Annotated in this window: 14 protein-coding genes; 13 read left to right on the forward strand and 1 reads right to left on the reverse strand. The window is 68.2% G+C overall.

All coding sequences use genetic code 11. The features are described from left to right. Positions 1 to 200 precede the first annotated feature (200 nt). The 9 genes from rpoE (at position 201) to recO (ending at position 9,153) form a co-directional block, all read left to right on the forward strand. Complete coding sequence (gene rpoE, locus QLQ15_RS10755) at positions 201 to 821, forward strand: RNA polymerase sigma factor RpoE (RefSeq protein ID WP_283212773.1); 621 nt, start codon at positions 201 to 203, stop codon at positions 819 to 821. Next, positions 818 to 1,723, forward strand: coding sequence for an RseA family anti-sigma factor (locus QLQ15_RS10760; protein WP_283212774.1), 906 nt, complete (start codon positions 818 to 820; stop codon positions 1,721 to 1,723). Before rpoE ends, QLQ15_RS10760 begins: the two co-directional genes overlap by 4 nt. 89 nt (positions 1,724 to 1,812) lie before the next feature. After that, positions 1,813 to 3,351, forward strand: a complete 1,539-nt coding sequence (locus QLQ15_RS10765; protein ID WP_283212775.1) for a DegQ family serine endoprotease — start codon at positions 1,813 to 1,815, stop codon at positions 3,349 to 3,351. 117 nt (positions 3,352 to 3,468) lie between these two features. Next, positions 3,469 to 5,262 (forward strand): translation elongation factor 4, encoded by a 1,794-nt coding sequence (lepA, locus tag QLQ15_RS10770; protein ID WP_283212776.1) that lies wholly within the window; start codon positions 3,469 to 3,471, stop codon positions 5,260 to 5,262. A gap of 207 nt (positions 5,263 to 5,469) precedes the next feature. After that, positions 5,470 to 6,255: a signal peptidase I gene (lepB, locus tag QLQ15_RS10775; protein WP_283212777.1), complete on the forward strand. Its 786-nt coding sequence runs from the start codon at positions 5,470 to 5,472 to the stop codon at positions 6,253 to 6,255. A 68-nt stretch (positions 6,256 to 6,323) separates the two neighbouring features. Then, entirely contained in the window at positions 6,324 to 6,698 is a 375-nt protein-coding gene (locus QLQ15_RS10780; RefSeq protein WP_283212778.1) for a DUF4845 domain-containing protein, read from the forward strand. Further along, on the forward strand, positions 6,695 to 7,351 hold the full coding sequence (gene rnc, locus QLQ15_RS10785; RefSeq protein ID WP_283212779.1) for a ribonuclease III: 657 nt from the start codon (positions 6,695 to 6,697) through the stop codon (positions 7,349 to 7,351). The genes QLQ15_RS10780 and rnc overlap by 4 nt, the downstream gene beginning before the upstream one ends. Before the next feature lie 61 nt (positions 7,352 to 7,412). Further along, the gene (gene era, locus QLQ15_RS10790) at positions 7,413 to 8,309 is read left to right on the forward strand and encodes a GTPase Era (RefSeq protein ID WP_283212780.1); all 897 of its coding nucleotides are present in this window, start codon (positions 7,413 to 7,415) and stop codon (positions 8,307 to 8,309) included. An 85-nt stretch (positions 8,310 to 8,394) separates the two neighbouring features. After that, positions 8,395 to 9,153: a DNA repair protein RecO gene (recO, locus tag QLQ15_RS10795; RefSeq protein WP_432277853.1), complete on the forward strand. Its 759-nt coding sequence runs from the start codon at positions 8,395 to 8,397 to the stop codon at positions 9,151 to 9,153. Here the strand turns inward: recO and QLQ15_RS10800 are convergent. Further along, complete coding sequence (locus QLQ15_RS10800; RefSeq protein ID WP_283212782.1) at positions 9,135 to 9,893, reverse strand: response regulator; 759 nt, start codon at positions 9,891 to 9,893, stop codon at positions 9,135 to 9,137. The two genes, recO and QLQ15_RS10800, sit on opposite strands and share 19 nt — an antisense overlap. A 36-nt stretch (positions 9,894 to 9,929) precedes the next feature. Here QLQ15_RS10800 and QLQ15_RS10805 point away from each other — a divergent pair, with 36 nt between their 5' ends. The 4 genes from QLQ15_RS10805 to QLQ15_RS10820 all read left to right on the forward strand — a co-directional run bounded on the left by QLQ15_RS10805 (position 9,930) and on the right by QLQ15_RS10820 (position 14,608). Continuing rightward, positions 9,930 to 11,966, forward strand: a complete 2,037-nt coding sequence (locus QLQ15_RS10805; RefSeq protein ID WP_283212783.1) for a hypothetical protein — start codon at positions 9,930 to 9,932, stop codon at positions 11,964 to 11,966. A 34-nt stretch (positions 11,967 to 12,000) separates the two neighbouring features. Then, the gene (locus tag QLQ15_RS10810) at positions 12,001 to 12,630 is read left to right on the forward strand and encodes a YdbL family probable chaperone protein (RefSeq protein ID WP_283212784.1); all 630 of its coding nucleotides are present in this window, start codon (positions 12,001 to 12,003) and stop codon (positions 12,628 to 12,630) included. A 126-nt stretch (positions 12,631 to 12,756) separates the two neighbouring features. Beyond that, positions 12,757 to 14,085: a 23S rRNA (uracil(1939)-C(5))-methyltransferase RlmD gene (rlmD, locus tag QLQ15_RS10815; protein ID WP_283212785.1), complete on the forward strand. Its 1,329-nt coding sequence runs from the start codon at positions 12,757 to 12,759 to the stop codon at positions 14,083 to 14,085. 7 nt (positions 14,086 to 14,092) lie between these two features. Then, entirely contained in the window at positions 14,093 to 14,608 is a 516-nt protein-coding gene (locus QLQ15_RS10820) for a CYTH domain-containing protein (protein ID WP_283212786.1), read from the forward strand. Positions 14,609 to 14,616 lie beyond the last annotated feature (8 nt).

Consider the following 14,616-nt stretch of genomic DNA (forward strand, 5'->3'; position numbering starts at 1 on the left):
TATGGAGAGGCCGCTATCATCCCGAGGATGCTTCACCGGCGTCAACGCACCAGCCTGCGCGGGGTCCGGTATGCGTCCCGTGACCGCTGGCGCTTGCGGCCCCGGGGGGCGCCCCCATTAATGATTGCGATTGAACTTACGCCCGGAAGGGCTGTCCATTCGTTCGGCCATGGCCGAGCTGACAGGAGCGCCGGCGGGGTATGGCCGAAACGACGTTGCAAAAAGACGTGGAGTTGGACCAGGAACTGGTCAGGCGTGTCCAGCGCGGCGAGAGTGCGGCCTTCGATGCCCTGGTGCGCAAGTACCAGCATCGGATCACCGCGCTGATCGGGCGCTACATCGCCGACTGGAGCGAATGCCAGGACGTGGCCCAGGAAACCTTCATACGCGCCTACCGGGCGCTGCCGAACTTCCGGGGCGATGCCCAGTTCTATACATGGCTGCACCGGATCGCCGTGAATACCGCCAAGAACCACCTGGTTGCGCAGAACCGCCGACCGCCGACGGACGACGTCGATGCGGCCGACGCGGAGCAGTTCGATACGGGCACCCGCCTGCGCGACACCGACACGCCGGAACACGAACTTCTGCGGCAGGAGATTGAACGCACGGTGATGCGTGTGGTCGAAGGACTGCCGGAAGAATTGAGGGCCGCGATCACCCTGCGCGAGGTGGACGGCCTGAGCTATGAAGAGATCGCGCAGAAGATGGGCTGCCCCATCGGTACCGTCCGTTCGCGCATTTTCCGTGCGCGAGAGGCGATCGATGCGGACCTGCGGCCCCTGCTCGACAACGACACTGCGGAAGCTGCCACGCGATGAACTCCAACCACGCTACTCAAGACGATCGCGAAACCCTCTGCGCGCTGTTCGACGACGAACTGCAGGGCGATGAGGCGCGTTTCGCGTTGAAGCGGCTCGGCCACGACGCGCAATGGCGCGAGGCCTGCGGTCGTTGGCAGTTGTACGGCGACGTGCTGCGCGGACAGGCGCAGGCGGTCGCGCCTGCCGGATTCGCCGAACGCGTGGCGCTTTCGATCGCACAGGAAGACACCCTGCGAACGGCAGACACGCCCGTCGCGAGCCGGCCGACGACGCTGCATCGCGGCTGGATCGGCGGCGCACTGGCGGCGTCGGTCGCGGTGGCGGCGCTGTTCGTGGTGCGACCGTTCGCCGACTCGGATGCCCCCACCACGCGCAGCGCACCGGCCCAGGTGGCTGCTGCGCCGTCGGTCGTCACACCCTCGCTGCCGAGACCGGCAATCCCGCAGCGCATGCCGACCCCGCAGGCACCGGTGCAGACGGCCGATCTCGCCGCGGCGGCCGTTGCGGTCGCCGAAGTGCCGCGCCGTGCGGTGGAGCGTCGCGCCTCGCGCGGGCAGAACCAGCGGGCCGCCGTGCGTGCCAGTCGCCAGAACACCTTGCCGGCCGTGGCCGCCGCATCGGTGGCGGCCAGTGCCGTGGCCGGAGTGGATGCGATCCGCGCGAGCGTGATGCCCGCGACCTCGCCGGCTGCGACCAATCCCTTCCATCCCGGGCACGCGGATGCCGTCAGCCGGCCCTGGCCGCGTGCGGTGCTGCCGCAGTACTCCGGCGGCAATAGCGGCATGACCGCCAGCTTCGGAACCGGTTCCGCATCGCCGTCGTTCTACCCGTTCGAACCCCAGCCCGTGCAGGCCGAACCTGAATCGACGGGCGACGACGACGGGTCGCTGCAGCGCTGACCGCGGAACCTTCCGCCCCTCCGTCCCGTCCATGCGTCGCACTCGCGGCGCCGCCGCACCCACTCACCTTTCGTTTGAGATCCCTTCCGATGAGTCGTCCGTTCTCCAAGCCGCTGCGCAGCATCCTCCTCGTCGGTGCCATCGCCGTGGCGCTGCCCATCGCCTGCACCGCGCAGCAGTCCGCGTCGCCGATCGCGCCGCCGCCCGCTGCCGTGCAGGCTCCGTCGCTTGTGAGTGGCCTGCCGGACTTCACCGGCCTGGTGCAGCGCGTGGGCCCGGCGGTGGTGAACATCCAGGCCGAGGTCTCGCCCCGTCGCGTGGCGCGCGGCTCCGCCCCCACCGAGGACCAGGTGCCCGAGATCTTCCGCCGCTTCTTCGGCGACGACATGCCGTTCCCGGGTGGCCCGGGCGGCCCCGACGGTCCGCGCGCGCCGCGTGGTGGCACGTCGCTGGGCAGCGGTTTCGTGATCTCCGCCGACGGCTACGTGATGACCAATCACCACGTCGTGGAAGGCGCGGACACCGTGACGGTGAAGCTGTCGGATCGTCGTGAGTTCACCGCCAAGGTCATCGGAAGCGATGAGCAGTCCGACGTCGCGCTGCTGAAGATCGACGCCAAGGGCCTGCCGTTCCTGCGCATGGCGCAGGCCAATTCCACCAAGGCCGGACAGTGGGTCATCGCCATCGGCTCGCCCTTCGGCCTGGATCACTCGGTCACCGCCGGCATCGTCAGCGCCGTGGGCCGCAGCAACCCGTACGCGAACCAGCGCTACGTGCCCTTCATCCAGACCGACGTGGCCATCAACCAGGGCAACTCCGGTGGTCCGCTGCTCAACACCAGCGGTGAAGTGGTGGGCATCAACTCGCAGATCTTCAGCAACTCCGGCGGCTACATGGGCGTGAGCTTCGCCATCCCCATCGACGTGGCGATGAGCGCGGCCGAGCAGCTGCGTGCGACCGGCAAGGTCAGCCGCGGCCAGCTGGGCGTGCAGGTGCAGGTGCTCACGAGTGAAAGCGCACGCGCGCTGGGCCTGCCGGACAGCAGCGGTGCGCTGATCGCCGACGTCCTGCCGGGCAGCCCGGCGGAGAAGGCGGGCCTGGAACGTGGCGACGTGGTGCGCGCGGTCGACGGTCGCACCATCAACGAGTCCAGCGACCTGCCGCCGATCATCGGCTCGATGGCGCCGGGCACCCGCGCCAAGGTCACCGTGTTCCGCGACGGTCGCACGATCGAGAAGACCGTGGTGGTGAACGAACTCAATGGAGGTCTGGCCAATGACGGCTCCAGCCCGCGCCCATCCACCGCGGATGGTCAGGCACGCCCGTCGGCCGGCAATGCCCTCGGCCTGGTCGGCCAGGACCTGTCCGCGGGCGAGCGCCAGCGCCTGGGCCTGCGCTCGGGCGAGGGCGTGCTGATCCGCAATCCCGGCGACGCCGCGGCCGAAGCCGGCCTGCGTCCGGGCGATGTGGTCCTGCAGGTCGGCCGCAGCACGGTGGGCAGCGCCTCGGCGCTGGACCGCGAACTGGCCTCGATCAAGGCCGGCCAGACCGTGATGCTGCTGGTCCGCCGCGAGGGCTCGACCCAGTTCATCGCCGTGACCGCCGGGGACGAGGCCAAGACTGGCTGACCTCCGCCAGACAGGATCCCGCGCCTGCCGCAACGGCAGGCGCGGAGTGGTGGCGCCGGGCCCTGTGCGATAATCGCCCGTTGATTTCAAGGAACGGCCAGCCTCGCGCGCCCCCGCATGCAGCAGATCAGAAACTTTTCCATCATCGCCCACGTCGACCACGGCAAGTCGACCCTGGCCGACCGCATCATCCAGCTCTGTGGTGGCCTCGAAGCCCGCGAAATGGAAGCCCAGGTCCTCGATTCGAATCCGATCGAGCGCGAGCGCGGCATCACCATCAAGGCGCAGTCCGTGTCGCTGCCGTACAAGGCGCGCGACGGCAAGACCTATTTTCTCAATTTCATCGACACGCCCGGCCACGTCGACTTCAGCTATGAAGTCAGCCGTTCGCTGGCTGCGTGCGAAGGCGCGCTGCTGGTGGTCGACGCCGCGCAGGGCGTGGAAGCGCAGTCGGTGGCCAACTGCTACACCGCGGTGGAGCAGGGCCTGGAAGTGGTGCCGATCCTCAACAAGATCGACCTGCCCACGGCCGACATCGCGCGCGCCAAGGCCGAGATCGAGGCCGTCATCGGCATCGACGCCGAGGACGCCGTGGCGATCAGCGCCAAGACCGGCCTGAACGTGGAAGAGGTGCTGGAGGCGATCGTCCATCGCATCCCGCCGCCGAAGCCGCGCGATACCGACAAGCTGCAGGCGCTGATCATCGACTCGTGGTTCGACAATTACCTCGGTGTGGTGTCGCTGGTGCGCGTGATGCAGGGCGAGATCAAGCCCGGCGACAAGCTGCTGGTGATGTCCACCGGCCGCACGCACCAGGTCGACAAGGTCGGCGTGTTCACGCCCAAGCGCAAGGACCTGCCCAAGCTGGGCGCGGGCGAGGTGGGCTGGATCCACGCCTCGATCAAGGACGTGCACGGCGCGCCGGTTGGCGACACGCTTACGCTGGCGGGAGATCCCGCCGCCAAGCCGCTCCCGGGCTTCCAGGAAATGCAGCCGCGCGTGTTCGCCGGCCTGTTCCCGGTCGACGCCGAGGACTACCCGGACCTGCGCGAGGCGCTGGACAAGCTGCGCCTCAACGACGCCGCGCTGCGCTTCGAGCCTGAAAGTTCCGAGGCGATGGGCTTCGGTTTCCGTTGCGGCTTCCTGGGCATGCTGCACATGGAGATCGTGCAGGAGCGCCTGGAGCGCGAGTACAACCTCAACCTCATCAGCACCGCGCCGACGGTGGTCTACGAGGTCCTCAAGACCGACGGGTCCATCGTGTCGATGGACAATCCGGCCAAGCTGCCGCCGGTGAACATGGTCGAGGAGATCCGCGAGCCGATCATCCGCGCCAACATCCTCACGCCGCCGGACTACGTGGGCAACGTGATCACGCTGTGCGAAGAGAAGCGCGGCGTGCAGATCGGCATCCAGTACATGGGTGGCCAGGTGCAGATCAGCTATGAGCTGCCGATGGCCGAAGTGGTGCTGGACTTCTTCGACAAGCTCAAGTCGGTCAGCCGCGGCTATGCCTCGCTGGACTACCACTTCCTGCGCTTCCAGGCCGGCCCGTTCGTGCGCGTGGACACGCTCATCAATGGCGACAAGGTCGACGCGCTGTCCATCATCACCCACCGCAGCCACGCCGACCGCCGCGGTCGCGACCTGTGCGAGAAGATGAAGGAGCTGATCCCGCGCCAGATGTTCGATGTGGCCATCCAGGCCGCCATCGGCTCGCAGATCATCGCCCGCAGCACGGTCAAGGCGATGCGCAAGAACGTGCTGGCCAAGTGCTACGGCGGCGACATCTCCCGCAAGAAGAAGCTCCTCGAGAAGCAGAAAGAGGGCAAGAAGCGGATGAAGCAGGTCGGCCGCGTGGAAATCCCCCAGGAGGCCTTCCTGGCGGTGTTGCAGGTGGACAGCAAGTGAGGCCCGGTCGGGGGACGACCGGAACGCCGGCCCCGGCCGGCCGTGCCCCCGGGAGCGGCCACGCGCCGGCAAACCTCGCAATGACGAAGGGCAGATCCCCGGCTATGCTCGATCCGGCAGGCTCGTCGGGGTACGGCTTGCCGGGTGGGTCATCGCCTTCCCGTTGTTCCTTCCCGATTCCCGAATAACGGCTCCCAAGGAGCGTGCATGCGCTGGTTTGAAATCGCCCTGGTCGTCCTGACCCTGTTCACCGGCCTGGTGTGGCTGCTCGACAAACTGGTACTCGCCAAGCGCCGCGCGGCGCGCCAGGGCCTGCTGGACGACGGCAAGGAGCCGGTGGTCGTCGATTACTCCAAGGCGTTCTTCCCGGTGCTGGCGGTGGTGCTGATCCTGCGCAGCTTCGTGGCCGAGCCCTTCCGCATTCCGTCCAACTCGATGATGCCGACCCTGCTCACGGGCGATTTCATCCTGGTCAACAAGTTCACCTACGGACTGCGCCTGCCGATCAACAACCATAAGTTCATCGCCCTGGGCGAACCCCAGCGCGGCGACGTCGTGGTCTTCCGTCCGCCGCACCATCCGGAGCAGGACTGGATCAAGCGCGTCGTCGGCCTGCCGGGTGACCGCGTGAGCTACCACGACAACCAGGTGACCGTGAACGGGCAGCTGCTGCCGTACGCGCCGGTCGGCGTGTACCAGGGCAAGGGCAACGGCGCGGAGATGACCGGCGCCGAAGAACTGCGCGAGGACCTGCTCGGCCGCGAGCACAGCGTGCTGGAGCGGACCAACATGCCGTACCTGGACCAGGGCGAGGGCGAGTGGGTGGTGCCGCCGGGTCACTATTTCGTGATGGGCGACAACCGCGACAACAGCGAAGACAGCCGATACTGGGGCTTCCTGCCGGAGGAGAATCTCCGCGGCAAGGCGTTCCTGATCTGGATGAACATCGATGGCGGCGTGGACACCTCGCGCATCGGCACCCGGATCAAGTAATACTGCGCGCGTCGCCCGGGGGCTCGTGGTGGCGCGGGTGATCGACCAACATTGGGGGAGTGAGTGAAATGAAGCGTAACCAGAGCGGCATGACCCTGATCGGGTTTGTACTGATCCTCGGCATGGTGGGCGTGTTCATCTACATGGGCATGAAGCTGATCCCCATGTATTCGGAGTACTACGCCGTGAAGGAAGCGCTGAAGGAGATGTCGCAGGAAGCCGACATCAGCCAGCAGGATCCGGGCCGCATCAAGGACGCGTTCTTCCGTCGCCTGTACATCAGCTACGCCGAGAACGTGAAGTCCGAGAACGTGAAGATCGCCCGCAAGGACGCCGGCTACGTGATGACGGTGGACTACGAAGTGCGTCGTCCGCTCATCGCCAATATCGACGTGGTCGGTCACTTCAACGCCGAGCAGGTGCTGAGCCGCAGTCTGGAATGAGTGAGCGTATCGGTCATCGTTTTCGCGATACGGGCCTGCTCCAACAGGCCCTGACTCACCGCAGCGCCGGCACTCCGCACAACGAGCGCCTGGAATTCCTCGGCGACGCCCTGGTCAACCTGATCGTCGCCGAAGCCCTGTACGCGCATTGGCCGCGCGCCGACGAAGGCGCGCTGACGCGCGCCCGCGCCGAGCTCGTCCGCGAATCCGCCTTGGCTCCGATCGCACGTGCGCTGGAGCTGGGCGCCCGCCTGACGCTGGGGCCGGGCGAAATGAAGTCCGGCGGCCACCGGCGCGATTCCATCCTTGCCGATGCACTCGAGGCGCTGGTCGCGGCGATCTACCTCGATTCCGACTTCGAGACCTGCCGCGCCGCCGTGCTGCCGTGGTTCCAGGAGGCCATCGACGCCCTGCCGCCGCCGAACAAAGTGGGCAAGGATGCCAAGACGCGTCTGCAGGAATGGCTGCAGGGGCGCCAGAAGCCGCTGCCCGTCTACACGCTCCTGGCCGAAACCGGCGAGGAACACGCCAAGACCTTCCAGGTCAGCTGCACGCTGACCCAGCCGCCGCTGGTCGCCGAAGGCATCGCGCATTCGCGCCGCGCCGCCGAGCAGATCGCGGCGGAAGCGGTGCTGGAGCAGCTCGCGCCCTAGTCGGGAGGGCTGGCGCGCGTGGCGTTTGCCCCCGGCGCGCCGGGCGCCGACAATTCCCGCCATGAACACCCCCGCACATCGCGCCGGCCACGTCGCCGTCATCGGCCGTCCCAACGTCGGCAAATCCACCCTGGTCAACGCGCTGGTCGGCGCCAAGGTCAGCATCACCTCCGATCGCCCGCAGACCACGCGCCACCAGCTGCTCGGCATCGCCACCTTCCCGGAAGGCCAGCTGCTGCTGGTCGACACGCCCGGCATCCACCGCGAGCAGAAGCGCGCGATGAACCGCTGGATGAACCGTGCCGCGCGCGGCGCGCTGGAAGGCGTGGACGCCGCCATCCTGGTCGTGCGCGCCGGACAATGGGACGACGAGGATTCGCTCGCCTTCGACGCGCTGAAGAAGGCCGGCCTGCCCGTGATCCTGGTCGCCAACCAGGTCGACCGCATCAAGGACAAGACCACGCTGTTGCCGTTCCTGGCCAAGGTCAGCGAAGGGCGCGACTTCGCCGGCATCCATCCGATCTCCGCGCTCAAGCGCAAGGGCCTGGAGGCGCTGGTGAAGGACGTGCTGGCACTGCTGCCCGAGCAGGCCGCGCTGTACGCCGAAGACGAGATCACCGACAAGAGCCAGCGCTTCCTGGCCGGTGAGATGGTGCGCGAGCAGCTCATGCGCCAGCTCGGCGAGGAACTGCCGTACGCAACGACGGTGGAGATCGAGAAGTTCGACGTCGACGGCGCACTGTTGCGCATCGGCGCGGTGATCTGGGTGGAGCGCGACGGGCAGAAGGCCATCGTCATCGGCAAGGGCGGCGAACGCCTGCGTGAGATCGGGGCCAGATCGCGCGTGCAGATGGAGCGCCTGTTCGGCAGCAAGGTGTTCCTGGAAACCTGGGTGCGCGTGCGCGAGGGCTGGTCGGACGACGAAGCGGCGCTGCGCGCCTTCGGGTATCACGATTGAGCGCTCAGGCCGAGGACCTGGCGTTCGAGGCGGCTGACTTCCGGGCGCGGGGCTGACCCCGCGTCCTTCGCCTCCAGCCGCGACCATCCCATCCATGCGCCTCACTGCCGAATCCGCCTTCGTCCTGCACACGCGGCCCTGGCGTGAGACCAGTCTGCTGGTGGAAGTGCTGAGCGAGCATCACGGTCGTCTTGGCCTGGTCGCGCGCGGCGTGCAGGGGCCCAAGCGACAGACCCTGCGTGCGGCGCTGCAACCGCTGCAGTGGATCCGTTTCGATGCCGTGCAGACGGGCGAAATGGCACGCCTGAACTCCGCCGAGGCGCACGACGTCGCACCCAGACTATCGGGCGAGGCGATGCTGTCGGGCTTCTACCTCAATGAACTCACTCTCCGCCTGGCCCCGCGGCAGGATCCCGTGCCCGAGTTGTACGACGCCTACGGCCGCGCCCGCGCGCGACTGGGCGCAGGCGAATCGCTGGCCTGGACGTTGCGACGTTACGAACGCGACCTGCTGGACGCACTCGGTTTCGGTTTCGACTGGGAGCACGACGGCGACGGTGCACCCATCGATCCGGCCGCGCGCTATCGACTCGATCCCGAACACGGCCCTCGCCGCCTGCTGAGCGATCGCGGACACGGCGACCGCAGCAGTGCGGCGACCGGTCGCGGATTGCTGTCCCTCGCGCAGGACCGAATGCCCGAGGCGGACGACCTTCCGGGCCTGCGTCGCGCCATGCGCGGCGTGCTTTCGCATCACCTAGGGCCGCGCGGCCTGAAGTCCTGGGAGATGGTGTCCGAGCTGGGGCGCATGGCGCCCCGTGACGATCACACCGCGACGGAGTGATCCACCGACGGCGCCGTCGCGCTCGGATGCGCGAGGGTGTCCTGCGCGACGCGCTCGAGCACCTGCAGTCGTACCGCGGAAGCTGGATCGTCCTGCATCGAATGCACCGCCGCGGCCATCCGCTGCGCGCCGACGAAACCGCAACTCGCGCGCAGGCGATGGAGGTCGTTGCGTACGGAGTCCAGATCGCCGCGCTCGGCGGCGATGGCGATCGCGTACACCGCGTTGGGCAGCTCATGCACGAACAGGCCGCGCAGGGTGTCCACGTGGGTGCGGTTGCCGTTGAGGGCCAGTACCGCGGCTTCTTCGTCCCACAGCGGCAGCGTGTCATCGATGGACGAGGCGATCGAAGCGATCGGCAACGACGGCGCCAACCCGAGCAGACGCCGCACCGCGCCCTGCACGGCGCTGGCCGGCATCGGTTTGGTCAGGGCTTCGACGAAGCCGGCTTCGACCAGCGCATCGAGCGTGGTCGCCTCGTGCGCGGCGGTGTGGGCCAGCGCGGGCGTATGCGGGTGGTGTGCCCGCAGTCGCGCGAGCAGTTCCTCGCCGGTGCCGTCCGGCAGGCGGGCGTCGATCATCCACGCCGAATAGTCCTGCGATGCGGCCAGTGCGATCGCCGCGGCGACGCTGTCGGCCGCGTCCACCTCCGCGGGCGTGGCCTGCAATGCCGCGGTGAGGAAGCTTCGACTGGTCGGGTCGTCCTCGACCAGCAGGATGCGGGGGAGGGTGGCGGGCATCATCGGCATTTCGCGTCCTGTCGGTATGCTGATCGGATGTCGCGTCCGATCTTACGCCTGCTGCTGGTCTGTGCACTGCTCGTGCCGTTCACGCCGGCCACGGATGCGTGGGCGCGTTCGGCACAGGCGCGCATCGCCAACGTGCGCACACCGGTGGCGACACTCGAAGACGTCCGCGTCCGACTGGTCTGGCCTGCCGCGGCGACGCAGGGTCGCCTGCTGTTGCAGGCCGGGCGGGTCGATGCGCCCGACCTGGGCTACCGCTTCCGCAATCTCGCCTGGCAGTGTCCACTCTTGCACGAGGCCGGCCGATGGCGCTGTGAAGGGGAGATCCGCAGCGGCAACGCGCGCCCCTTGCGGCTGGCGATCGAACTGGACGATGCGCGCACCGATGCGCGCCTGTCGCAGGGCGATGGCGTGCTTTCCCTGCACCGCGATGCCAAGACGCCCGACCTCACGCGCATCGACCTTGCACGTGTGCCGCTGGTCTGGGCCCAGGCACTGCTGTCGAATGCGTGGACCGAGGGCCGCCTGAAATCGGGCTCGCTCGACGGTCGCATCACGGTCGATGCCGGCGCCAACCGTCCGTTGCGGGTATCCGGGCCGCTGCGCGTGAGCGGCGGCGCCTTCGATACCGCCGATGGCACCGTGGCGGGCGAGAACGTGGGTGCGCAACTGGAACTGGACACGCGTTTCGGGCCGGCCCCGCAGGTGAGCCTGGCCGGTGCGCTGCAGGGCGGCGATCTGTTGTTCGGAAATGCATATCTCGCCCTGCAGCAACGGCGCATCGGACTGGACCTCGTTGCCACGCGGCTCGCGGACGGCGGGTGGCGGGCCACGCGCCTGCACTGGGACGACGCAGGCATCCTCACCGCGGAAGGCAGCGCCACGCTGGGCGTGGATGCGGGACTGCGCGCGCTGCAGATGCGTGCGCGCAGCCAGGACCTGTCCCGCCTTCGTGACGGTTACCTCACCGGATTCCTAGGTCTGGCCGGATTGGCGGAACTGCAATTGCGCGGTGCGGCAGATCTCGATCTGGAGATCGACGGTGGTGCGCTGCGTCGCGCGACGGTCGCGCCGCACGCGGTCGCCATCGACGACCCGCAAGGTCGCTTCGACTTCGCCGACCTCGACGGCGACCTGCGTTTCTCCTCCGGCAGCGAGGTTCAAAGCGCGCTGCGCTGGAGCGGTGGCAGGCTGCATGGCCTTGCCTTCGGCGCGGCAGAGCTGCCGTTCGCCAGCAGCGATGGCGAACTGCGACTGCGCGATGCGGTGCGGATGGCGATGCTGGGCGGAGAGGTGCGCATCGCCCACCTTCTGTTGCGTCCGCCGTCTGACGGGCAGGGACTCGACATCCGCTTCGGCCTGGAGCTGGATCGCCTGGACATCGGGCAGCTGGCCAGTGCGCTGCGATGGCCGCCCTTCACCGGGGAGCTCACCGGCCACATTCCGCAGGCGCGCTACTTCGAGGACCGGCTCGATTTCGAAGGCGGTCTGTCGGTGGAATTGTTCGGCGGCCACGTGCAGGTGTCGTCGCTGGCGATGGAACGGCCCTTCGGCGTCGCGCCGACGCTGTCGTCCGACATCGCGTTCGAGGACATCGACCTGCAGGCGCTGACTGGCGTGCTCGGATTCGGCGAGATCACCGGCAAGCTCGACGGCCGCTTCGACCGCCTGCGCCTGGTCGACTGGCAGCCGGTCGCGTTCGAGGGACATCTGTCCAGCGATGCACAGGCCGCGCGCCGTGCCGGCGTGCGCCAGCGCATCAGCCAGCGCGCCGTGCAGGACCTGTCCAGCGTCAGCGACGCCTCCTTCGTGAGCAGCCTCCAGGCGCAGCTGATCGGGTGGTTCGACGACTTCGGCTACCGGCGCATCGGCATCTCCTGCCGGCTCAACGACGAAGTCTGCGAAATGGATGGCCTGAGTTCAGCCGGCAACGGATTCACTATCGTCGAAGGTTCGAGCCTGCCGCGACTGACCGTGGTCGGCTTCAACCGGCGGGTGGACTGGCCGACGCTGATGGATCGCCTGAAAGCGGCCAGCACGGGCGACGTGAAACCCGTCTTCGAGTAAGTTGGGAGCGATAACCATGCCCTGGAGAACGCACATGCGCCGTTGGATGGGAGTTCCGGTCGCCGCGGTCCTGTTGACCGCCTGCGTCACGATCAACGTGTACTTCCCGGCCGCCGAAGCCAAGGAAGCGGCCCGCGAATTCGTCGAGAAGGTCATTGGCGACGAAGGGCAGCCGCCCGCGCCCAAGCCGCAGGACAAGCCGGGCGGGCAGAGTGCCTACGTGCCTTCGCCGATGCCGGGGCGTTCGCTCGCCGCGCGCATCGACTGGCTGTCGCTGGTCGGCATCGGCAGCGCCCAGGCGCAGGACCAGCCGGACATCACGATCAAGACGCCTGCCATCCAGGCGATCCAGTCGCGCATGGGCTCCCGCTTCGAGAGCCAGCTGCGTCCGCATTTCGATTCCGGTGCGCTGGGCTTCGCCAACGACGGCACCATCGCCGTGCGCGACGCTGCCAAGATCCCGCTGCCGCAGCGCGTGGCCGTGAACCAGGCCGTGGCCGACCAGGGGCGCGATGCCCGGGCCGTGTACCGCGAGATCGCCGTGGCCAACAACCATCCCGAATGGGAGCAGCAGATCCGCGCCGTGTTCGCGCGCCAGTGGATGGACAGCGCCCACCCGGGCTGGTGGGTGCAGGACGCCGGCGGTGGCTGGCGCCAGAAGTGACCTGAGCGCCATTCCGGCCACGAAGGGCCCGCTGTGAAGCGGGCCCTTTGCCGTTCAGGGCCCGGCGGGGCCGCCGGCGCGATCTGCGACAATACGCGGCTTCCCCCGCATTACACGCCAGCCGCTGTGGCCCGCATCGACCAGACCCCCTTCGAAGTACAGATCACCGACCTCACCCATGACGGCCGCGGCGTGGCCCGCCGTCCCGACGGCAAGGCCGTGTTCGTGGCCGGCGCATTGCCGGGCGAGCGCGTCATGGCCTCGCAGACCGGCCGCCACCGCAGTTTCGACGAGGCCAAGACCGTCGAAGTGCTGGAGGCCGCGCCCGAACGCGTCGTCCCGCGCTGCGCGCATTTCGGCACCTGCAGCGGCTGCGCCCTGCAGCACTACGCCGAGGACCAGCAGATCCTCGCCAAGCAGCGCGTGCTGATGGAGAACTTCGAGCGCATCGGCCATGTCGCGCCCGAGCGCATCCTCGCGCCGCTGACCGACGCGCAGTGGGGTTACCGCCGCAAGGGCCGCTTCTCGGTGCGCCGCGTGGAGAAGAAGGACAAGACGCTGGTCGGATTCCGCGAGACCGATCCGCGCTTCGTCGCCGACATCCGCGAATGCCACACCGTGATCCCGCAGATCGGTGAGGCACTGCCCGCGCTGTCGGCACTGGTGGACGGCCTGCAGGCGCGTCGCGAGATCCCGCAGATCGAATTCATCGCCGGCGATGCGCAGGACGATTACGCCGGCATCGCGCTGACGATCCGTCACCTCGTGCCGCTGTCCGACGCGGACCGCGACGCGCTGGTGGCGTTCGCCAAGCAACATCGCTTCGCCATCTTCCTGCAGCCCGGCGGCGTGGACAGCGTGCATCCGCTGTGGCCCGAATCGCCGAAGCTGGCGTTCTCGCTGCCGCAGTGGAAGCTGGAGTTCCTGTTCCGCCCGCTCGACTTCATCCAGGTCAACGCCGGCCTCAACGGCCGGATGATCCAGCTCGCCATCGACCTGCTGGACCCGAAGCCGGAAGACCGCGTGCTCGACCTGTTCGCGGGCCTGGGCAACTTCACCCTGCCGCTGGCACGGCAGGTGCGCGAAGTCGTCGGCGTGGAAGGCGAGGCTGGACTGGTGCGTCGCGCACGCGAGAACGCCGCGCACAACGGCATCGCCAACGCGGAGTTCCACGCGGCCGACCTGGCGAAGGACCTCAGTGGCGAGTACTGGATGAAGCAACCCTTCGACAAGCTGCTGCTGGACCCGCCGCGTTCCGGCGCCGATGTCGTGCTGGCGCAGCTGCCGCTGAAGCAGTTCGACCGTATCGTCTACGTGAGCTGCCATCCGGCCTCGCTGGCGCGCGATGCGGGCTTCCTGGTCAACGAACGCGGCTGGAAGCTCAAGGCTGCCGGCGTGATGGACATGTTCCCGCACACCGCGCACGTCGAATCGATCGCGCTGTTCGAACGCTGAGGACGCCATGGGCATCGAAATCGAACGCAAGTTCCTCGTCACCGGCAATGGCTGGCGCGACGCCGCGCACAAGGTCGTGCCGATGGCGCAGGGCTACATCAACGACCAGGCCGCGATGGATTCGGGCGCGATGAAGGCCTCGGTGCGCGTGCGCATCGCCGGCGAGGAAGCCTTCCTCAACCTCAAGTCGCGCGAGCTGGGCCACACGCGTCAGGAATACGACTACGCCATCCCGGTGGACGACGCGCGCGGCCTGCTCGCGCTGTGCGTGGGCGGCATGGTCGACAAGCGTCGCCATTACGTCACGCACGAAGGCCATCTTTGGGAGGTCGACGAATTCCTCGGCGACAACGCGGGGCTGGTGGTGGCGGAAATCGAACTGTCGTCGGCCGACGAAGCCTTCGCGCGGCCGGAGTGGATCGGCGCGGAAGTCACCGACGCATCGCGCTACTACAACCTCGCCCTGGCCACGCGCCCCTACCTGGAATGGAACGCGGACGAACGCGCCGGCACGGTTGCGTAAGGTATCCA

The organism is Lysobacter stagni, from assembly GCF_030053425.1.
Taxonomy (GTDB): domain Bacteria; phylum Pseudomonadota; class Gammaproteobacteria; order Xanthomonadales; family Xanthomonadaceae; genus Lysobacter_J; species Lysobacter_J stagni.

Excerpts from the sequence above, each read along its gene's own strand:
- QLQ15_RS10810 (WP_283212784.1), top strand. The coding sequence starts at position 12,001 with ATGCGCCGTTGGATGGGAGTTCCGGTCGCCGCGGTCCTGTTGACCGCC.
- QLQ15_RS10765 (WP_283212775.1), top strand. The coding sequence starts at position 1,813 with ATGAGTCGTCCGTTCTCCAAGCCGCTGCGCAGCATCCTCCTCGTCGGT.
- lepB (WP_283212777.1), top strand. The coding sequence starts at position 5,470 with ATGCGCTGGTTTGAAATCGCCCTGGTCGTCCTGACCCTGTTCACCGGC.
- QLQ15_RS10760 (WP_283212774.1), top strand. The coding sequence starts at position 818 with ATGAACTCCAACCACGCTACTCAAGACGATCGCGAAACCCTCTGCGCG.
- era (WP_283212780.1), top strand. The coding sequence starts at position 7,413 with ATGAACACCCCCGCACATCGCGCCGGCCACGTCGCCGTCATCGGCCGT.
- QLQ15_RS10780 (WP_283212778.1), top strand. The coding sequence starts at position 6,324 with ATGAAGCGTAACCAGAGCGGCATGACCCTGATCGGGTTTGTACTGATC.
- lepA (WP_283212776.1), top strand. The coding sequence starts at position 3,469 with ATGCAGCAGATCAGAAACTTTTCCATCATCGCCCACGTCGACCACGGC.
- QLQ15_RS10820 (WP_283212786.1), top strand. The coding sequence starts at position 14,093 with ATGGGCATCGAAATCGAACGCAAGTTCCTCGTCACCGGCAATGGCTGG.
- rpoE (WP_283212773.1), top strand. The coding sequence starts at position 201 with ATGGCCGAAACGACGTTGCAAAAAGACGTGGAGTTGGACCAGGAACTG.
- QLQ15_RS10805 (WP_283212783.1), top strand. The coding sequence starts at position 9,930 with ATGTCGCGTCCGATCTTACGCCTGCTGCTGGTCTGTGCACTGCTCGTG.
- rnc (WP_283212779.1), top strand. The coding sequence starts at position 6,695 with ATGAGTGAGCGTATCGGTCATCGTTTTCGCGATACGGGCCTGCTCCAA.
- QLQ15_RS10800 (WP_283212782.1), bottom strand. The coding sequence starts at position 9,893 with ATGCCCGCCACCCTCCCCCGCATCCTGCTGGTCGAGGACGACCCGACC.